Below are 20,742 nucleotides of genomic sequence, written 5' to 3'. Positions count from 1 at the left end.
GGGCTTAATTTTTTTTAAAGGGTTGTATAAGTAGTCCATCTTCCTCAAGCCATTCTGCATAGAAAACATCTTCAAATTTTTTGATATGCTGATCTTTCAGTTGTAATCTCAACCAATTTTCATTAAAACCCTTAGCTTTTATATTATCCCATAAAACCATACCATCACTGATGAAGGTTATAGGTAAATAGACTGGTTCTGAGGGTAAGTTTAAATCCTTTCTTGTAGGGGCGGCATAATCTGATTTTTTTAAGACAGAAAGTTGCCCATCTGATTCTAAAATAGCATATTCTACTTCACGCATGGAAAAAACATCCTTTTTACGAAGCAAATTTAGCAGTTCATTGATATCTAGTTTGTTTTTTTTTAATTCATCGCGATCAATTTTTCCCTTGCGAATGACAATAGAAGGATTTCCTTCTAGAAAAGCTCTTGTTTTCATAAATTTTTGAGAGACCAATTCAATAACAAACATTAATACGCCCCATAAAAACATAGAAAAGAGAACATAAAGAATACCTATTTCTTCATCATATATGGCATTTCCTAAGAGTTCTCCTAAAACAAGGGCAGAAATAAAATCAAAAGGAGTGATTTGACTAAGCTGCCTTTTCCCTAAGATTTTCATAATAATAAACAATGCTATAAATCCAATAAAGAGTTCAATGGCTGTATGAATCATATGCATATTGTACACGACTCCTTTATTTGAAACTGCATAATCATTATTTTTAACGAAAATAAGAGAATATAAACCTGTATTATAAAATATTCAAAAGCATTGTCTAATATTTTTATTCATTAAATAAAGAGTAAAGTAATACGTAAATGTATATATTTAAAAGACTAAAAAGTTTGATTATGAATAAATTTAAAGAAAACATAACATATTTTATGAATGAATATAGTCGATAAGTGAAAAAATAAGATTAGAAAAAAATATGAAATGAGGGATGGACTTGACGGTAGCTTCTAAAGTAAAACAAACATTAGCAAGTTTAAAAGGTACTCAAAGTACCCTGCAATTTTATGTTATACAAACACAAGATAAAAATGCCAAATCTGTATATGAAGAATCATTGGTCATAACGGGGGAAGCTATAAAAGATTTGGAAGAGAGAATAAAGGTTTTAGAATTTGAAGAACCACAATATAAAGGCTATTAAGTGAGGGAAGTTTATGAAAACTTGGATGATCATACTTATAAGGAGTATTGCTTTATTTTTTATAGCATTGATTGCCACTAAGGTGATGGGTAAAAAACACCTAGCTAAAATCACACCTTTCCAATTTGTTTATTATGTTGTTATTTCTATTCTAATTGCATTGATTTCTGTGAATATTATTAAAAATTTAGCATTTGGGTTGATTGCTTTAGGGGTTTGGATTGTACTTCCTATTGCCCTAGAATATCTATCATTAAAGAGTAAGTATTTTCATGATTTAATCAATGGAAAAGAAACGATTTTAATAAAGAATGGAAAAGTGATGGAGGAAAATTTAAGTCAAGTAAGATTTACAGGAGAAGAGTTATTAAGGGAATTGCGCTCTAAGAATAGTTTTAACTTAGCTGATGTTGAATTTGCTGTGATGGAGTCAACAGGAGAAATGAATATATTATTAAAATCAGATAAAAAACCTGTTACAGCCTATGACTTAGAAAGAAATATAGCCAATCAAAGTGAACCACAGACCGTGATTTTAGATGGAAATATATTGGACGAACCCTTAAGAAATAGGGGATTTAATAGAGGCTGGCTAAAAATACAATTAGCTTCTTTAGGGGTATCATTAGATAATGTTTTTATAGCTCAAGTAGATGAGAGTGGTGATTTATATGTAGACTTATTTGATGATAGTATACAGATTTCCCAGCCAAAAGTAAAAGAATTATTATATGCAAGTCTTGAAAAGTGCCAAACGGATTTTCTTACATTTTCAATAGAAACAGATAGCAAAGAGGCAAAAGTTATGTATAAAAAGAATGCAGACAACCTTGAAGATATTATAAAAAAACTAAAACCCTATTTATTACATTAGAGGTGAATGATATGTCTAGTAAAAAAAATAAAAAACTAACACCAGTGCAACAAGAATATCAGGATTTTGCAAAGGAGAGAGAACCGAAGAGAAAAGTTCTTAGGAATATGTTTAGAGCATTTATTATTGGAGGAACTATTTGTACAATAGGACAAATTCTCCAATTTTTATTCATTAAATATTTTGATTTCAAAGAAACTACAGCAGGAAATCCTGCTACAGCCGTTTTGATTATGACGACTGTTTTACTTACAGGACTCGGGGTGTATGATAAGATTGCTCAATGGGCTGGTGCTGGAACGATTATCCCTGTTACAGGGTTTGCCAACACGGTGGCTTCTTCTGCTATTGAACATAGGAGTGAAGGTTATGTATTAGGGGTAGGAGGAAATATGTTTAAAATTGCAGGACCTGTTATTACTTATGGGGTTTTTTCAGCATTTGTAGTTGCACTAATAAAAATTACAATAAAATGGTTAGGAGGAATGTAAATGCTTAAAGGACATCAGACATGGGTATTTCCTTCAAAACCTGTTATATTATCCTCTGCAGCTGTAGGAGGACCCTTTGAAGCACAAGGAAATTTAGGAGATGATTTTGATATTTTACATGAAGACTTATGGTTAGGGCAAGATAGCTTTGAAAAAGCAGAAAAAAAGCTATTAGAGCAAGCGTGCGAAAAAGCTATTGAAAAAGCAGGGAAGAAAAAAGAAGATATAGAATTTTTCATCAGTGGAGATTTAATGAACCAAATTATTTCAAGTAGTTTTACTGCACGAACTATAGGAGCACCTTATTTAGGTATTTTTGGTGCATGCTCTAGTTCCATGGAAGGTTTGTCATTGGCTTCTTTACTGATAGATAGCCAAGCGGCAGAATATGTACTAGCTGGAGCCTGTAGTCATAATGCATCAGCTGAAAAACAGTTTAGATATCCAACAGAGTATGGCTCACAAAAGCCCCCTACTGCTCAGTGGACTGTAACAGGGGCAGGAGCGGCATTATTAGGAAAATCTGGTGAAGGACCAAAAGTAACATCAGCTACAATTGGAAGGGTAGTGGATATGGGTATATCTGATCCTTTTAATATGGGAGCGGCTATGGCTCCAGCAGCTGTTGATACTATTGAAGCTCATTTTAGAGATATGAATATTGATCCTAATGAATATGATTTAATTGCTACAGGAGATCTTGGAGAAGTTGGCCACAGGATTGCTGGGGATTTATTGATGAAACATGGTATGAAAATTCCAACTGAAATTTTTACAGATTGCGGTATATTAATCTATAAAGAAGAACAGAAAGTTATGGCAGGAGGTAGTGGCTGTGGATGCTCTGCATCTGTAACTTATGGACATTTTCTAAATAGGATGAGAAAAGGAGAACTAAAAAAAATCTTGATTGTAGCAACAGGTGCTTTAATGTCTCCTATGTCTTATCAGCAAAAGGAAAGTATCCCTTGTATTGCTCATGCTGTATCCATAGAAATGTAGAGAAGAGGTGGTAACTTTGGAAAAACTGATTTGGTCTTTTATTGTGGGAGGAGGAATATGTGTAATAGGACAAATTATGTTGGATGTGTTTAAGCTTACTCCTGCCCATACAACTAGTACATTGGTTGTGGTTGGAGCAATACTCGGAGGTTTTGGGCTTTATGATCCACTCATAAAATTTGCAGGAGCAGGAGCTTCTGTGCCTATATGTAGTTTTGGAAATGCTCTATTGAAAGGTGCTTTAATGGAAGCAAAGAGAAGTGGGGTTATTGGTGTACTTACAGGTATATTTGAAGTGACTAGTGCAGGTATTTCTGCTGCCATTATTTTTGGATTTTTGGGAGCTCTGGTTTTTAAGCCAAAAGGATAGCGAACTAATCCAGAGTAAAATGAATATATCAATAGAAGCAGGATAGAATACCTGCTTTTTTTAGTGAACATAATAAAAAAATAAAATATTCATACAATATGGAAAATATTTTGAAAAATCACTTGTAGAAATATGCAAGATATTATAAAATAATATAATTATAGGTGAATATTTATACGATTTTTAAGGAAAATGTTTGCATTTACATGAAAGTGAGGGAGATTATGAAAAAGTTCAAAAGAGTACTAGTGGCCAATAGAGGAGAGATTGCTATAAGAATATTCAGAGCCTGCCGCGAACTTGGTATAAGAACTGTAGCGATTTACTCTGATGAAGACAAAAACTCTCTTTTCCGAACAAAAGCAGATGAGTCTTATTTAATCGGAAAAAACAAGGGGCCTGTTGAAGCTTATTTAAATATGGAGGAAATTATAAAAATTGCATTGAAAAAAGGTGCAGATGCAATCCATCCTGGATATGGATTTTTATCAGAGAATACAGAATTTGCTAGAAGATGTCAAGAGGCAGGAATAGAGTTTATAGGTCCAACTCATGAAATGATGGATGAGCTAGGAGATAAGATCAAGTCAAAATTAGTTGCAAACCGTGTAGGGGTACCAACCATTCCAGGGGTGGAAAAACCCGTAACAAATGATGAAGAAGCTGTTGAATTTGCAAGATATTGTGGATATCCAGTTATCCTTAAAGCTGCTGCAGGTGGTGGTGGAAGAGGGATGAGGATTGTAAGGGATGAAAAGGATCTTTTAAGGGAATTTAGAAGTGCAAAGAATGAGGCAAAAAAAGCCTTTGGGATTGATGATATATTTATTGAAAAATATCTTGAAAAACCAAAGCATATAGAAGTGCAAGTGTTAGGAGATAAATACGGAAGAATTGTACATTTATATGAGAGAGACTGCTCTATTCAAAGAAGGCATCAAAAAGTTATTGAGTTCACACCTGCTCTTTCTATCTCAAAAGAGCAAAGAGAAAATATATGTAGTGATGCATTAAAAATTGCAAAAGCTGTTAATTATCAAAGTGCAGGAACGGTTGAATTTTTAGTGGATATGCACGGAAATCACTATTTTATTGAAATGAATCCTAGAATTCAGGTGGAGCATACTGTAACAGAAATGATTACAGGAATCGATATTGTGCAAAGTCAAATTTTAATTGCACAGGGATATGCATTAGATTCAAAAGAAGTTGGCATTCCATCACAGGATAGTGTAGACCCAAGAGGATATGCTATTCAGTGTAGGGTAACAACAGAAGATCCATTAAACAATTTTGCACCAGATACAGGAAAAATTGATATTTATCGAACAGGTTCAGGTTTTGGTGTAAGACTAGATGGAGGAAATGGATTTACAGGGTCTATTATAAGTCCTTATTATGATAGTCTTTTGGTAAAAGTTACTTCATGTTCTAGAAGTTTTGAAGATGCCATTAGAAAAGTTCATAGAGCCATAAGAGAGATTAAAGTTAGAGGGGTTAAAACAAACATTCCATTCCTAGTAAACGTATTAAATCATGAAGAATTTAAAAAAGGAAAGTGTGATACAGGATTTATTTCTGATAATCCAGAACTATTTGATATTACACCAAAGGCTGATAAGGAGCTTAGAGTTCTTAAGTTTATAGGAGAAAAGGTAGTAAATGAAACAAAAGGAAATAAGATAGAATTCGATGTTCCTACTGTTCCAAAGGTAAATCGACCAAAAGATTTAACAGGAACAAAAGATCTTTTAGAAGAAAAAGGAGCAAAAGGTGTTGTAGAGTGGATTAAAAATCAAGAAAAATTATTATTAACAGATACAACTATGAGAGATGCTCATCAATCTCTTATGGCAACAAGAGTAAGAACAAAGGATATGGAAAAAATAGCAAAGAGCACTTCTGTTTTAGCAAAAGACTTATTTTCATTAGAAATGTGGGGAGGAGCTACCTTTGATGTAGCTTATAGATTCTTAAAGGAATCTCCTTGGGAAAGATTAGAGATTCTTCGAAAAAAGGTACCTAATGTGCTTTTCCAAATGCTTATTAGAGGATCTAATGGAGTAGGATATAAAAACTATCCAGATAATGTAATAAGGGAATTCATCAAAGAATCTGCAAATAGTGGAATAGATGTATTTAGAATATTTGACTCCCTAAACTGGTTAAAAGGTATGGAAGTTGCAACAGATGAAGTATTGAAGAGTGGAAAAATAGCTGAAAGCTGTATTTGTTATACAGGAGATATCCTAGACCAAAGAAAAGATAAGTATACATTAGATTACTATGTAAAAATGGCTAAAGAAATAGAAAAAATGGGTGCCCATATATTAGGAATTAAGGATATGTCAGCACTTCTTAAGCCTCACTCAGCTTATAAGCTTATTAAAGCACTGAAGAATGAAATTAGTATGCCTATTCATCTTCATACCCATGATACCAGTGGAAATGGTGTTGCAACCATTCTTATGGCAGCAGAAGCAGGGGTTGATATTGTAGATACAGCCTTTAATAGTATGGCAGGACTTACTAGTCAGCCAGCATTAAACTCAGTTGTTGCAGCCCTTGAGAATACTACGAGAGATACAGGGTTAGTTTTAGATGATTTACAAAAAATTGCGGATTACTGGACAGATGTAAGACCTGTTTATAGTCAGTTTGAATCTGGATTAAAATCAGGTACAGCAGAAATTTACAAATATGAGCTTCCAGGAGGCCAATACTCCAATCTAAAGCCTCAAGTAGAAAGCTTTGGCTTAGGTCATAGATTTAATGAAGTAAAAGAAATGTATAAAACAGTGAATGAAATGTTAGGAGATATTGTAAAAGTTACACCATCTTCTAAAGCTGTAGGAGACATGGCGATTTTTATGGTGCAAAATGATTTGACACCTGAAAATATTTATGAAAAGGCAGTAGATATGGCATTTCCTGATTCAGTTGTTGCCTATTTTAAAGGAATGATGGGTCAACCTATGGGAGGATTCCCACAAAAGCTTCAAAAGTTAGTATTAAAGGGAGAAGAACCCATTACTTGTAGACCAGGAGAACTTCTTCCGGCTGAAGATTTTGATAAAATCAAAAAGGATTTAAAAGAGAAATATGATATAGAACCAACAAACAAAGAACTATTAAGTTATGCATTGTATCCTAAGGTATTTGAAGAATATCTAAAATATCTTAAAGAAAATGGTGACTTTAGTAAGATGGGGAGTGATATTTACTTCCATGGATTAAGTGAAGGAGAAACTTGCCAAGTAGAAATTGCTAAAGGTAAGATTTTGGTCATCAAGCTTTTAGAAATTGGAAAATTAGATGAAGAAGGAAATCGAACTGTAACCTTTGAAGTAAATGATAGTACAAGAGCTATAAAGGTTTATGACAAAACTAGTGGTGAAACTAGGAAAGAAATGAATTTTAAGCAAAAGGCAGATCCAGATAATCCACTAGAAATAGGAGCAAGCATTCCTGGAAATATTATCAAAGTGTTAGTAAAAGAAGGAGAGGCTGTAAAGGAAAATCAAATTGTTGCAATAGTAGAAGCCATGAAGATGGAAACAAATATTACAGCACCTGTAGAAGGGGTAGTAGAATCAGTCATTGTAAAGGAAGGTCAGCAGGTAGAGTCAGGAGAATTATTGATCAAATTAAGTGAATAAACTTTATTGATTAAGAAATTTTATATATTATTGATAGAATAAAAAAATATTCCATAAAAGAAAGATCCGTGTTATGTCACAAACACGGATCTTTTAAAATAGTATTTATTTTAAATTTTCATAAGCACTGTCTCCAGCAATTTTTCCAAATACAGTGATATCTGTTAATGAATTACCACCTAATCGATTTGCACCGTGGATTCCTCCAGTTACTTCTCCTGCTGCAAATAATCCTTTTATCACTTCACCACGTTTATTGAGTACTTGAGCTTTTTCATTGATTTTTATTCCACCCATAGTATAGTGAACAGCAGGAGCTACTTTGATGCCATAGAAATTAGACTTTTCGATTTTACTTTTCATAGATTTTCTACCAAAATCTTTATCTTCCCCATTGCTTAGATATTGATTGTATGCATCAATAGTTTTTGATAGTTCATCTGAGTTTATTTCTAAAGCTTTTGCTAATTCATTTAAGGAAGAAGCTTTCGTTAATAATCCTTCATCAGCGTATTTTTCTATTGCTTTTAAACTTTTTCTTACATTTTCATCAAATATGAGAAAAGCCATCTTGTCCTCTTGTTTTAATTCTTCTTGTGAGACAACATCTCGCGTATTTAGTTCATTGACAAATCTTTTTCCTAATTTATTCACTAATATGGCGCCATTGCCTCTTACGGCTTCTGTAATCAAATGATTATCATTAGGGACAACGGTTGGATGGATTTGAATCTCTTTCATATCGACAAAAGAAACATTTAAATCTTTAAGTAAGTCAACAGCATCTCCTGTAGCTCCTGGACTATTGGTTGTACCAAAGTCTTTTAAATCACTTCTATATTTTGTAACCAATTCCTGATTTGCTCCAAATCCACCTGTTGCTAAGATTACTGATTTAGCATAAATATGATAGGTTTCTCCATCAATTGTTTTCACAGCTATGCCTATAACCTTATTATCATCATATAATATTTCTGTAGCTTTTGTAGCAACTCGTATGTCAACCCCTAGTGTTTTTGCTGTATTTTCTAAAGTATCAAACAATTGATCTCCAACAGGGGCGCCACCCTTTGGTCTATGTGCTCTATCTACACTAGCACCACCAAGTCTTCCTACATCTGATAAATCCATTCCACGTACACTTAACCAAGTGATTATATCAGAAGATTTGTTGGCTAATATGTTTACTAAATTTTTATTGTTTATATATTTACCCCCCTTTAAGGTATCTTCTATAAACTTTTCAGGAGTATCTTTTATGTTTTTTCCTTTTTGAAATTTTGTTCCTGATGCATTAAGCCCTCCTGTAGCAAATTTTGTATTTCCTCCTAATATGGGTAGTTTTTCTACCAATAGGACATTTACACCTTTTTCTTTAGTTGTTATGGCAGAGGTAAGACCTGCTCCCCCTCCTCCTACAACAACAATATCCGTATAGACATCTTCTAGATGATTATTTTGAGATTTGTTGACAGTAGCTACTAAAGGGATGCCGGATTTACTTACAGCATCAGCAATTGCGTCTTTTATGTCTTTACTACTTCGAGTAGCTCCAGTGACACTATCTACAGAAAGACTATTGTTTTTTATTACATTCCCAGCAATAAACTGAAAAACTTTTTTCGCCATCTTGGATTCTTTATTTTCTAAGATTTCAATATTTGCTATTTTGTTATCATCTATGGATATGGCCACTCTAACTTTACCTTTTTTACCCATAGTTTCTCCAATGTATTTTTCTTCTAAATTCACATGAGGATGATCTCTCATATGTCGATAACCTATAACAAATAGAACAAGAACTAACCCTATGACTAAAAAACCTATAATTTCTTTTGTTTGTTTACTCAATTACTTCATCTCCTTTTATGATTTCAAGTTAAAGCTATTCATCAAAAATCTATGATTCAGATGAGATAGAATTTTCATCTGAATCCTTCCTGTTAATCTTTGCTTAACGAGTTCATTCATTAAAGATTATACTACAATATTAAAAAAAGATTAAACTAGAATATATAATATTAGGATAAGATGATAATGAATGATTAAAATGGGTATTAAGATAAGTATTGGTACAGAACCAAGATGAAATCATGGAACGATTCGACATGAAACCATAAATTCGGTATAATATAAAAAACAGTATTTTCCTTCTATAAAGGTTATTTTCACTATAAAATACTATTTTAAAGAGGCGATGTGTATGTCTATATTAAAAAAATTTTTATCATTCTTAAAAGTTAAATATGCAAGAAATTCTCCTAAAAGTTGCAAAAAATCTTATATTCAACCTGAGGAAATAGAAATTGCATTAAAAGAAAGAGAAGCTAGTTTGAGATGTGCACAAGAAATTGCTAATTTAGGAAGTTGGGACTGGGATTATCAACGAAATAAACTCATTTTTTCTGATGAAATGTATCGAATATTTGGGATGAATAAAGAAAACTTTCAAGGAAGTATTCAATATATTGTTTTAACCTTAATTCATCCTGATTATAGGATATTAGTAAGTGGAGTTTTGCGAAAAATCACAGAATTAGGAATAATGGAAGCAATAGAATTTAAGATTATGAAATTAACAGGAGAAGAAAGATGGATACGGGCCAATGGCGCATTGGTCTATGATGATGAAAATAGGAAGAAAATTATTGGTACAGTTCAAGATGTAACAGAATGGAAGGAAGCTGAAATAGCTCTTCAAGATAATCTGAAATTTCTGCAAACTCTTATTGATACCATTCCTAATCCTATATTTTATAAGGACATAAACGGAGTTTATAAATATTCTAATACTGCTCATTTAGAATACTTAAATCTTAAAAGAGAAGATGTTATTGGCCATAATATTTATGATATATTACCAAAAGAAATGGCTGAGGAACATTATAAAGTTGATGCAGAGTTACTAAAAAATAAAGATAAAATGGTATATGATACAAAATTAAAATATGCAGATGATGAGTTACATGATGTTATTTTCACAAAAGCGGCATTTACAAATCAAGAGGGCCAAACAAAAGGGATTGTAGGTGTTATCATAGATATAACTGAGCGTAAAAAGGCAGAAAAAAGTATTAATCGATTATTGCAATTAAAAGAGGCTATGCTTGAGATTAATCATGCCATACTTGAAATTAATAGTATTAATGAGTTATTTGCATTGGTTTTAAAAAAGGTAGTAACATTAATGAAAAACGCAGATTTGGCATGTGTGTTAGTTTTAGATGAGGAAGATAATTTGAAAATTGCTGCATGTACAGGATATGATGAACAAAAATCTAAAGATTATCGTATCAAACTAAAAGATTCATTCATATGGCAAAAAACAAAAGGCGAATTTGAAAAGACAGTTGTGATCAATGATGTTCAAGAAATACTTAAAGAAAAATTCCCAAGTATTTTAGAAAATACGGAAGGGATTGAAGTACAATCTTCTATGAGTGCACCTATTATTATTGATGGTGAATTATACGGTTTGGTAAATGTAGATAGTCATCAAAAAAATGTGTATGACCAAAGAGATTTAGAGATGATGGAATACATGAGAAATCAAATTGAAATTGCTGTCAGTAAGCATAAGCTTTATGAACAGACCATATATTTATCAAGGTATGATAAATTAACGAATGTATATAATAGAAGATACTTTGAAGAAGTATTTGATATGTATATGAAAAGGGCTACTAGGTATAAAGAATGTTTCTTAGTAGTAGTATTTGATTTAAATGGATTAAAATTTGTAAATGATACTTATGGACACTTGGCTGGAGATTTATTCATTAAAACATTTGCAAAAACTATCAATGATAATATTAGAGCATCAGATTTATTTGCAAGATATGGAGGAGATGAATTTATAGGTGTTTTCTTTGAAGTAGATTTACAAGTTTTGGTAAACAAATTTGAAGGATTAATAGAAAAATTTATCCATGATCCAATTGTTTTCGGGGATAATAAGATTATTTGTAGCTTTAGCTATGGTATTGCAGATTTTCCTAATGAGGGCAAAAATTATAAAGAACTAGTAAAGATTGCAGATGAAAGAATGTATATTTATAAAGATAAGATAAAAAAAAGAATGAAGGATCAAAAATAATACTCCTCCAATTAAAAGATGGTAGGAGTATTATTTGATAAAAAAGTATCCTGTTAAAGGAAGGTATACAAATTATTTACATGTACTTATAATTCCTTTAAAATTAAATAGAAATGACTAATTTTAAATAATAAGTTTTGTGATTAAATTCATAGTTATATGGGGGAGTAGTTATATGAGAATTGTTTTAGGAGGTTTATTGATTCTTTATGGATTAATTATTTTATCGGGGAAAAAATTCATGCTTCATACTTTATTTTATCAAATATTTGCCATTACTCCATTGTTTGGAGGGATATTTATTGAAGCTGACATATTTGAAATACTATTTACTCAAGGGTTTCTTATGATATGGGCTATATTTATTGCATGGAATGGTCAAGGATATATGATTCACAACGTGAATAAATCAAAAGTTGAAAAAATAGTAAAAGAGATCTTAGAAAAGAATAAAGTTCCTTACGAAGAAAAAGAAGAAACGATTGTTTTATCTGAATGGTATAATGATACAAAGGTTGTTACAGGGTTTAACAAAAGAGAAAAGGTACAAATATATAAAAAAGAAATAAAAATAACAGGAGATGAAGTATCTGCAAGTTTACATATGAAAGATTTAAAAGGAACAAAGTTATATGGTCAGATTCTTAGAGCAATCAAAGAAAGATTACCTTTTTTAGATAAGGATGGTTTTTCATATTCAGGATTTATAATGATGTTAACGGGAATGCTTATAATTGGTGTAGAGTTAGTTAGAAAATATGATATTTTTAAATAGAGAAGAAGGCAAATTACTGCCTTTTATCTATTTATAGGATGATTATTTAGATAAGAGGGTGGAAATAGAATCCTTATCTAAATATTTATATATTCAGCTTTGCTGAATGAATTCATTGTTGAAAGGCTGATGATATGAGTAATACAAAGGAAATAAAAATATCTGTTAGAAATTTAGTTGAATTTATTTTGCGTTCGGGAGATTTAGATGCAAGCTTTAGAAGTATGTCAAGGGCTGTAGAAGGTACAAGAGCTCATCAAAAGGTACAAAATGCACAAGATACCAATTATGAAGCTGAAGTTACGCTAAAACATAAACTTGAACATGAAGGTTTTACATTTTTAATAGAAGGGAGAGCAGATGGTATTATAACTGAGCCTTGCTCTATTTGTATAGATGAAATAAAATCTACTACAAAGCCCCTTGAAAGCATTGATGAAAATTATAATGAAATACATTGGGCACAGGCAAAAGTTTATGCCTATATATATGCTCTTCAAAATGAATTAGATACTATAGATGTTCAATTAACTTATTTTCAATTAGAAACGGAAAAAGTTAAAAATATAAGAAAAACTTTTACCTTCTCTCATGTAGAAGAGTTTTTTTGTGGTATTGTAGACCGGTACATTATTTGGGCAAGGTTAACTTCTGATTGGTGTAAACTTCGAGACCTTTCAGTAAAAGATTTAACATTTCCTTTTGAAAAATATCGGATTGGACAAAGAGAACTTGCCGTTTCAGTTTATAGAACTATTAAAGATCAAAAAAAGCTATTTGCACAAGCCCCTACAGGAATAGGAAAAACTATATCAACCCTTTTTCCAACAGTAAAAGCCTTTAGTGAAGGACATACATCAAAAATATTTTATCTTACAGCTAAAACCATTACGAGACAAGTTGCAGAAGAAGCCTTTATAAAAATGAGAGAAAAAGGATTAAGATTTAAAACATTAACCTTAACAGCAAAGGATAAAATCTGTTTTAAAGAGGAAAGAAACTGTGACCCAGAATATTGTGAGTATGCAAAGGGACATTTTGATAGAATAAATGGAGCTATTCTTGATATACTTCAAAATGAAGATGAATTATCAAGGAGAGGAATAGAAAGCTATGCAAGAAAGCATCATATTTGTCCTTTTGAGTTGTCATTAGATTTAGCTACATGGGTAGATGCCCTTATTTGCGATTATAATTATATATTTGATCCTAGAGTAAACTTAAAAGGTTTATTTGAATTTCATAACAATGATTGTACTTTTTTAGTGGATGAGGCACATAACTTAGTAGATCGTGCTCGTGAAATGTTTTCAGCAACTTTATATAAAAAGCCATTTTTAGATTTAAAAAAAGTATTTAAAGAGGATGAACCTAGAATTGCAAAAGCATTAGATCGACTGAATAAATATATGCTCAAAGTAAAGAAGCTTTGTGAAGAAAAGGATTTTTATATACAAAAAGAGATGTTTGAGGATATATTGTATTTATTAAATAGGCTTATATCTGAAAGTGAAGAGTTTTTAGCTGAAAAAAAAGGAAAGAAAGGATATCAAGAATTATTAGAATTATTTTTTGATTGTTTATCCTTTATAAGAATTGCAGAACTTTATGATGATAGATATGTAAGTTATGTAGAAAAGGAAAATAAAGATATATTATTGAAAATGTTTTGCCTTGATCCTTCTTATCTATTAAGGGAAGCTGTGAAGAGAGGAAAATCAGCCATATTTTTTTCGGCTACCTTATCACCTATAGAATATTTTAAAGATATTTTAGGTGGAGATATAGAGGATAAAAGCATTATATTACCTTCTCCCTTTGATCAAAATAATCTTTGCCTGATGATTGCGAGTAGCATTTCAACAAAATACAAAGATAGGGAATATAGCTACTATGCAGTAGCAGATTATATAAAAGCCAATATATCTCAAAAATTGGGAAATTATTTAGTGTTTTTTCCATCCTACAAATATATGCAGGAGGTTTATGAAAGATTTGAAGAAAAATATCCTGAATATAGGACAATCATTCAAGGAAACATCATGAATGAAGAACAAAGAGAAGACTATTTACGAGCATTCGAAGAAAACCCTAAAATTCCTTTAGTAGGTTTTGCTGTAATGGGAGGAATATTTGGTGAAGGAATAGATCTAAAGGGAAATAGGCTTATTGGTGCAATTATTGTAGGGGTAGGACTTCCTCAAATATGCCTTGAGAGAAACATTATAAAAGATTATTTTAACGAAAAAAATAACAATGGGTTTAATTATTCCTATATTTATCCAGGAATGAATAAGGTTCTTCAAGCTGCAGGAAGAGTTATTCGTACAGAAAAGGATAAAGGAGTAGTACTTTTAATAGATGAAAGATTTAACTACGCAAGTTATAAGAGGATATTTCCTAGGGAATGGAATCATAGAATCAATATAAAATCAGAAGAAGAGATGATTCAAACATTAGAAAAATTTCATCAAAAAAATTAGGACAGGATTTCCTGTCTTTTTATTATTTATATGTGTTTAATATCTACTACCATATATTTTAAATTGTTAAAGGTATAAATTTTGTGTTTATTTATAATAGGTTGAGCACATTACTTGATAGAATAAATGAAATTATGGTATGATAATTGATGGTTTAGCAAATTTTGATAAATAGGGTTAAATTATGACAAAAATTTTAATAATACAAGTATGTAATATTTTTTAACAGTACTTGTTTCAATCATAAGGAGGAATATTCGGATGTTTAAATTACCTAAGTACAATCATCCAGATTTTAGTCAAAAAAATTTTCAATCTGTTCAAAATGTAAGTGTAGAGGTAGTAACAAAGGATGGAGTTGCTCCAGAAAATTACCATGTCACTTCCATGTACCCTGAGTATTTTAAAGTGAATGGAAAATGGATTTTAGCAACTGAGAGTAGAATGGATTGTGTAGTAGTTATTGTAGATGATGAAAAGCTTGAAATAAAGGAATTTAGAAATTTAAAAGTAGGAGATCAAGTAGTTATCGGTAGAACAGAAGATGGAAGTGAAGGGATTTATTTATATGTAAATGGGTTTGTGGAAGAAAACAAAGAAGGGGATGTATTTTCCTTTAGAAGTGGAAGATCTAGAGAAACAGCTTTTACGAAAGATTATGAGGATTTATTTGAACTTTTACAGCATGAAAAAGAAAATGGATATATTGTATGGGTATTAGGGCCTGCCGTATCCTTTGATTGTAATTCTAGAAAATCAATGGCAGATTTAATACACAATGGATATGCTCATGCAGTTTTAGCTGGAAATGCTTTAGCTACTCATGATATTGAAGGAGCACTTTTTGGAACAGCTTTAGGACAAGATATTTATAATCAAGATTCAAAGCCTAATGGACACTATCATCATATAGATGCAATTAATAGAGCAAGAAAGGCTGGGTCTTTAGAAAGATTGGTTGAAAATGGAGATGTAAAAAATGGTATTGTCCATGCATGTGTCAAAAATCATGTTCCAATGGTACTTGCAGGTTCAATAAGAGATGATGGACCTCTTCCTAGTGTTTTTGCGGATGTATATGATTCTCAAGAAGCCATGAGAAGCCATGCAAAACGTGCAACAACTGTAATCTGTTTAGCCACACAACTCCATACTATTGCTACAGGAAATGTAACACCTTCCTATACAGTTGTTGATGGAAATGTAAGACCTGTATATATTTATGCAGTAGATGTCTCTGAGTTTGTATTAAACAAGTTAAGAGATAGAGGAACACTCCAAGGAAAAACCATTGTAGCAAATATTCAAGATTTTCTAGGAAAATTAAAAGATCGGTTGGTAGATTAAAAAACTAAAGATATAAGATAATCATTTATGTAAGAAAAGCATAGAATAAATAGGGCGTATAAAATTTATTTATTTTATGCTTTTCATATATTAAGATAGTAGTAATTATTTATAAAAATGATTCATAAGGATTGTTATGAGTGATGCAATGGCATAATAGAGTAACCATATAGGTTATATAATGAAAGATAGAAGGATTTAGAAAAAAGATGTAGAAGTATCTATAGAAATGTAAAAAATTGGCTCAAAAATAAAGGGATGAGTTAAATCATGAGGGGGATAGGAATGAAAAATCATGTAAGTACTTTGAAAGTAATCAAAGAGGGGTATAAGGAATATACATCTGATTTTGGTGGATATATGCAATTTAGTATGATTATTTTTGGATTTTCCTTACTCGATAAACTATTGAAGGGAAGTCCAATCCTTTTAATATTGTTATTAGTGAATATTTATTTAACGAGCAGAGCTAGAATTTCAATGAATTATAAAGCGTATCAATCATTTTTAGGAATAAAAACTGATTTTGATGAGGTGTGGAATTACAGCAAACTTAGATTTTGGAGATTTTTTGGTGCAAATATTATATTAGGGATTGTATATATACTATTTTTTGGTATTGAATATCTTTTGATTATGAACGTTTCAAGTATGACTATTAAATTATTTTGGTGTAGTATTGTTTTTATAGTAGGTGTTTTAACCATAGGAAGAATCTATTGTATAGATAATATTGCTAGTATCACAGATTCAGAAGAATCATATTTTGAAATAAATAATGACATCATAAAGGGAAACTATTGGGTATTAGTAAGGATTATACTAATTTCTAATATATTTCTAATACCTGGACTTATGGTGGTTATGACTCATTTAAATGATTTAGAATATATCAATAATGCTGTGCAAATAGCAACCTTCATCTATACTTTTATTGATTTATTTCTAGTTCCTATAGTAAACTGTATAATCATAAAATTTTTGATAGATGCAGGGTTTAAAAAAGAGATTACAGAAAATAAGCAGGTTGAAAATATAGAGATTATTTCCGAAAAAGATCAATATCCTGAGGAGGAAGAATGATGAATCAGGCTAATTTTTATGTAAGTCTTTCACCAAAAGATGCATATAAGATGGTGATGGAAAAGGAAGATGCAGATTTAATACATGAAGAGCTGCATGAGTTAGGTAATGAAAAATATATGGGCATATTGATTTTTGAAAAATATTATATGCGTGTAGGGAATAGAGCTGCATTAATCGTCATGATAGATAATTTAAAAGGACAAACAGAAGTAAGAACTGTTTCTACGGGGAGTTCTCCAGGAATGATTTTTAGCTTTGACTGGGGAGCTTCTGATGATTTTGTAGATAGTGTAAAGGATATACTAAAAAAGTATATTATTTAGTTTAGCTTTATTCAAAAGAAAAAATAAAATGACGAAAAAACTCACATACTAAATATGTAAAATAAAATTTTAAAAAAGGAATGAGGTATGTGAGACGAAAAATAACAGCAGTATTTTTGATTATTGTACTCTGTATGATGGGATGTTCTTCAAAGATGAATCCTCAAAAAGCAGATTACATGAACAATATTTATAACTCAGTTCAAAAGATAGACCAAGAAGATTTAAAGGATGTAAAAAAAGACAATCTTGAAATGGTTTCAGGAAAAATCAAAAAGATTACCATGAGAGGCGGAAAAAGATCATTATTGATTGAAGATATAAAGGGAATGGAATATATTTTTCATATTAATGAACATACAATCGTAATGACTTTTGAGAAGTTAAAAATTGGTCAAAATGTGGACATTATTTTTAATGGTATCCTAACAAGAAGTATTCCTCCTCAAGGAAATGCAATGATTGTAAATGGATTGAAAGTATAAAAAATATATTTTATAGTTGAAAACAACCCTGCATTTAGGTGCAGGGTTGCTTTTTTGAATAATATGGAATAAACTGTCTATAGCAAAAAATGAAATTTTTTAAGATGAAGAAGTATAATAGTAGAGTATGAACTAAATATTTCTTATATTGATAAAAATTAGGATAAGTTTATTGAAATGAAAAATTGTATATGTATAAGTGAATTTGAGGGGGAGAATGTAGAATATGAATAAATTATTTGTAAATAAAACCCATCTAAAAATAATCATTTTAGTATTACTTTTGCTTTTAGGGCATCTATTTTATAGAAATGGTAAAATTAAGGAATATGCAGATGAAAGAATATTTATGGATTTAGAAGATAGTATTGAAACTTTAGGGAAGATGAATGATGATATAGGAAAAATTATATTGGATGATGTTGTTATTCAAAGAGATTATCATATAAATAATGAATCTATTTTTGCTTTAGATATATTAGATGATGAGATACGAGATGCCTATGGATTAGATTTATATAGTAAATGGTTAAGGTTTGTTGGTTCTGCAGATTATAAAATTGATTGTATTGTTGAGGATGGTAGATTGAATGAAAAAGAAAAATCTTATTTGAAAGCATTGCATATGTACAATAAGGAAGTAATTGATGCTTATGACAAGATTTTGGGGAAATATGGATTGAATGAGCTTACTATATTAAATGGAAAACATAAAGGAAAAAATACAATAAAAATTTATGAAGAATTTTGTAAAAGTACAAATAAGATTTCTAGAGATGAAAAATATAAGATATTGCGTGAATATAGACCTTATGAAGAAAAAAAGATAGTAGAGAATATTTCTATGGAAGAAGCAAAAGAAATAGGGAATAAAATTTTTAAAAAGCTTTTTCCAGAAGATGAAGTAGTATATAGAGAGGATACTCGAAAAAATGAATCAGAATACACTTTTATCAATCAATCATCAAAAAAAGATGATCATAATAGTTATAGGATTGAAGTAAATAAAACAGATGGAGATATTAGAATATGGAAAAATGTTCAGTATCATACAAATGCTGTGTCTGAAAAGGTGATGGATCAAAAAGGGAAGGAAATAGCAGCCCTATTTATAGATGATACTTACAACTGTTATAAAAAAGAAAAACATTATGATATAGATAATGTTCACTTAATAGACCGGATTGATTATAACTTTATAAAAAAAGTAGATAATATCTATGATGAAATGGAAGAAGTTAAAATAAGTATTAACAGATTTGGAGCAGTAGATCAATTATATCTAGCTAATCCCACAGGAAAAGTTAAAGAAATTATAAAACCAAAGCTAAAAAAGGAAGAAATTTTATCAAAGATCAAGAACGGAGTTATCAAAGAATGTATTCTTGTAAGAATGAGAGATGGTCAATTAGTATATGAAGTATTTGTTGATTTAGATCATATATTATATACGTATACATTTGATGCAAATACGGGAGCGCATAAAGCTTTTGGAAAAAGTGAAATCATGTATTTTAATAAAGAGAAAGATTTATAAAAAGATAAGTGGATTGAATAAACCCCTTAAGATAGACAATGAAATTTATTTAAATGTCTATTTTAAGGGGCTTTTTTTAATTGTGGGGGGGAACTGTTTTATTAAGGGGTAATTTCTTTGGAAGTAAGCTGAGTACATCTAGTTCTGAAGCTAATGTTCCAATAAGTAATAGTGCAGCACCAATCCATCCACGTATAGTTAATATTTCGTGTAGAATGAGGACCGCTAATGATCCTGAAAATACGGGTTCCAATGAAAAAATTAAAGCCGTATGGGTTGCGCTTGTATATTGTTGGGCATAGCATTGGACAACAAAGGCGATGGCTGTACAAAAAATTGCTAGGAATAGAACTACAACCCATGTGGATGTTGTATGGGGGAGTGTAGGCGTTTCAAATATGAGAGCCAAAATAATATTAAATATCCCTGTAAATCCTAGTTGCCAGATACCCAAAGCGATTGCATCCACTGTCTTTGTTACACGTTCCATTAGCAGAATATGAAAAGCATAGAGTAGAGCGCATAGGAGAGATAGGCCATCTCCTATATTAAATTGTAGAGATTCTATGCCAGTCAAGAGAATAACTCCTATAAAGGCTAAAAGAACACCAAGTAGAGTGCTGGAATTGGGCTTTTCCCTTAAAAATAAAATAGAGATAATGGGAACCATAATCACTGTCAAGCTTATGAGAAATCCAGCGTTGGCTACAGTAGTATACAGAATACCATAGGCTTGCGTGACAAAAACCATTGTAAGAATTATAGCAAATATTGCTGCATATTTTAATGTTTGCCTGTTTGTATTTTTTAAATGAGGATATAGACCTATAGCAGCAATAAAAAACCCAATAATAAACCGCATAGCAGTAAGATGAAAGGGCCTAAGCTCATGGAGCCCGAATTTGGTCAGTATATAAGAACTGCCCCAAAAAAACGTAGCTAGAATAAGTAGAAGGTCAGCTTTCGTCTGTTTTTTCATGATCAAATACCTCCTTGGCAGTTATTTTTATGCCTAATATCATTCTACTACAAGTTGAAAGAGGATAAT

The 20,742-nt window shown here is 31.0% G+C and carries 17 protein-coding genes; 14 read left to right on the top strand and 3 right to left on the bottom strand.

Annotated features, from left to right (window positions below; genetic code table 11):
- Positions 1-4: 4 nt before the first annotated feature.
- On the bottom strand, positions 5-688 hold the full coding sequence (locus K7H06_RS12810) for a DUF421 domain-containing protein (protein WP_223036438.1): 684 nt from the start codon (positions 686-688) through the stop codon (positions 5-7).
- Positions 689-959: 271 nt separating this feature from the next.
- Between K7H06_RS12810 and K7H06_RS12805 the strand changes: the two genes are divergently transcribed.
- The 6 genes from K7H06_RS12805 (at position 960) to K7H06_RS12780 (ending at position 7,562) form a co-directional block, all read left to right on the top strand.
- Positions 960-1,166, top strand: a complete 207-nt coding sequence (locus K7H06_RS12805) for a DUF1657 domain-containing protein (protein ID WP_223036437.1) — start codon at positions 960-962, stop codon at positions 1,164-1,166.
- Between the two features lie 13 nt (positions 1,167-1,179).
- Entirely contained in the window at positions 1,180-2,040 is an 861-nt protein-coding gene (locus K7H06_RS12800) for a DUF421 domain-containing protein (RefSeq protein ID WP_223036436.1), read from the top strand.
- An 11-nt stretch (positions 2,041-2,051) separates the two neighbouring features.
- Entirely contained in the window at positions 2,052-2,531 is a 480-nt protein-coding gene (gene spoVAC / locus K7H06_RS12795; RefSeq protein WP_223036435.1) for a stage V sporulation protein AC, read from the top strand.
- Complete coding sequence (gene spoVAD, locus K7H06_RS12790; RefSeq protein ID WP_223036434.1) at positions 2,532-3,533, top strand: stage V sporulation protein AD; 1,002 nt, start codon at positions 2,532-2,534, stop codon at positions 3,531-3,533. It begins immediately after the preceding gene.
- Between the two features lie 16 nt (positions 3,534-3,549).
- Positions 3,550-3,903, top strand: a complete 354-nt coding sequence (gene spoVAE, locus K7H06_RS12785) for a stage V sporulation protein AE (RefSeq protein ID WP_223036433.1) — start codon at positions 3,550-3,552, stop codon at positions 3,901-3,903.
- Positions 3,904-4,127: 224 nt separating this feature from the next.
- Positions 4,128-7,562 carry a pyruvate carboxylase gene (locus K7H06_RS12780; RefSeq protein ID WP_223036432.1) on the top strand — a complete coding sequence of 1,145 codons (3,435 nt, stop codon included), beginning with the start codon at positions 4,128-4,130 and terminating at the stop codon, positions 7,560-7,562.
- A 105-nt stretch (positions 7,563-7,667) separates the two neighbouring features.
- Here K7H06_RS12780 and K7H06_RS12775 read toward each other — a convergent pair whose 3' ends face one another.
- Complete coding sequence (locus K7H06_RS12775; RefSeq protein WP_223036431.1) at positions 7,668-9,413, bottom strand: flavocytochrome c; 1,746 nt, start codon at positions 9,411-9,413, stop codon at positions 7,668-7,670.
- Positions 9,414-9,765: 352 nt separating this feature from the next.
- Between K7H06_RS12775 and K7H06_RS12770 the strand changes: the two genes are divergently transcribed.
- The 8 genes from K7H06_RS12770 (at position 9,766) to K7H06_RS12735 (ending at position 19,694) form a co-directional block, all read left to right on the top strand.
- Positions 9,766-11,658 carry a sensor domain-containing diguanylate cyclase gene (locus K7H06_RS12770; RefSeq protein ID WP_223036430.1) on the top strand — a complete coding sequence of 631 codons (1,893 nt, stop codon included), beginning with the start codon at positions 9,766-9,768 and terminating at the stop codon, positions 11,656-11,658.
- Between the two features lie 175 nt (positions 11,659-11,833).
- Positions 11,834-12,433 carry a hypothetical protein gene (locus K7H06_RS12765; RefSeq protein WP_223036429.1) on the top strand — a complete coding sequence of 200 codons (600 nt, stop codon included), beginning with the start codon at positions 11,834-11,836 and terminating at the stop codon, positions 12,431-12,433.
- A gap of 134 nt (positions 12,434-12,567) precedes the next feature.
- Entirely contained in the window at positions 12,568-14,916 is a 2,349-nt protein-coding gene (locus K7H06_RS12760) for an ATP-dependent DNA helicase (RefSeq protein ID WP_223036428.1), read from the top strand.
- 261 nt (positions 14,917-15,177) lie between these two features.
- Positions 15,178-16,263, top strand: coding sequence for a putative NPN-dependent ornithine cyclodeaminase (locus K7H06_RS12755; RefSeq protein WP_223036427.1), 1,086 nt, complete (start codon positions 15,178-15,180; stop codon positions 16,261-16,263).
- 285 nt (positions 16,264-16,548) lie between these two features.
- Complete coding sequence (locus K7H06_RS12750) at positions 16,549-17,346, top strand: hypothetical protein (RefSeq protein WP_223036426.1); 798 nt, start codon at positions 16,549-16,551, stop codon at positions 17,344-17,346.
- Complete coding sequence (locus K7H06_RS12745) at positions 17,346-17,672, top strand: DUF6054 family protein (RefSeq protein ID WP_223036425.1); 327 nt, start codon at positions 17,346-17,348, stop codon at positions 17,670-17,672. Before K7H06_RS12750 ends, K7H06_RS12745 begins: the two co-directional genes overlap by 1 nt.
- A gap of 89 nt (positions 17,673-17,761) precedes the next feature.
- Complete coding sequence (locus K7H06_RS12740; protein ID WP_223036424.1) at positions 17,762-18,157, top strand: hypothetical protein; 396 nt, start codon at positions 17,762-17,764, stop codon at positions 18,155-18,157.
- Positions 18,158-18,383: 226 nt separating this feature from the next.
- On the top strand, positions 18,384-19,694 hold the full coding sequence (locus tag K7H06_RS12735) for a hypothetical protein (protein WP_223036423.1): 1,311 nt from the start codon (positions 18,384-18,386) through the stop codon (positions 19,692-19,694).
- Between the two features lie 76 nt (positions 19,695-19,770).
- Here K7H06_RS12735 and K7H06_RS12730 read toward each other — a convergent pair whose 3' ends face one another.
- Positions 19,771-20,673: a DMT family transporter gene (locus K7H06_RS12730; protein WP_223036422.1), complete on the bottom strand. Its 903-nt coding sequence runs from the start codon at positions 20,671-20,673 to the stop codon at positions 19,771-19,773.
- Positions 20,674-20,742 lie beyond the last annotated feature (69 nt).

Origin of the sequence: Crassaminicella profunda (genome assembly GCF_019884785.1) — a bacterium.
GTDB lineage: Bacteria > Bacillota > Clostridia > Peptostreptococcales > Thermotaleaceae > Crassaminicella > Crassaminicella profunda.
This window is presented reverse-complemented; position numbering and strand designations above follow the sequence as displayed.

Coding starts and splice junctions, on each gene's coding strand:
- K7H06_RS12810 (WP_223036438.1), bottom strand. CDS start 688: ATGCATATGATTCATACAGCCATTGAACTCTTTATTGGATTTATAGCA.
- K7H06_RS12800 (WP_223036436.1), top strand. CDS start 1,180: ATGAAAACTTGGATGATCATACTTATAAGGAGTATTGCTTTATTTTTT.
- spoVAC (WP_223036435.1), top strand. CDS start 2,052: ATGTCTAGTAAAAAAAATAAAAAACTAACACCAGTGCAACAAGAATAT.
- spoVAD (WP_223036434.1), top strand. CDS start 2,532: ATGCTTAAAGGACATCAGACATGGGTATTTCCTTCAAAACCTGTTATA.
- K7H06_RS12780 (WP_223036432.1), top strand. CDS start 4,128: ATGAAAAAGTTCAAAAGAGTACTAGTGGCCAATAGAGGAGAGATTGCT.
- K7H06_RS12770 (WP_223036430.1), top strand. CDS start 9,766: ATGTCTATATTAAAAAAATTTTTATCATTCTTAAAAGTTAAATATGCA.
- K7H06_RS12765 (WP_223036429.1), top strand. CDS start 11,834: ATGAGAATTGTTTTAGGAGGTTTATTGATTCTTTATGGATTAATTATT.
- K7H06_RS12760 (WP_223036428.1), top strand. CDS start 12,568: ATGAGTAATACAAAGGAAATAAAAATATCTGTTAGAAATTTAGTTGAA.
- K7H06_RS12755 (WP_223036427.1), top strand. CDS start 15,178: ATGTTTAAATTACCTAAGTACAATCATCCAGATTTTAGTCAAAAAAAT.
- K7H06_RS12750 (WP_223036426.1), top strand. CDS start 16,549: ATGAAAAATCATGTAAGTACTTTGAAAGTAATCAAAGAGGGGTATAAG.
- K7H06_RS12745 (WP_223036425.1), top strand. CDS start 17,346: ATGAATCAGGCTAATTTTTATGTAAGTCTTTCACCAAAAGATGCATAT.
- K7H06_RS12735 (WP_223036423.1), top strand. CDS start 18,384: ATGAATAAATTATTTGTAAATAAAACCCATCTAAAAATAATCATTTTA.
- K7H06_RS12730 (WP_223036422.1), bottom strand. CDS start 20,673: ATGAAAAAACAGACGAAAGCTGACCTTCTACTTATTCTAGCTACGTTT.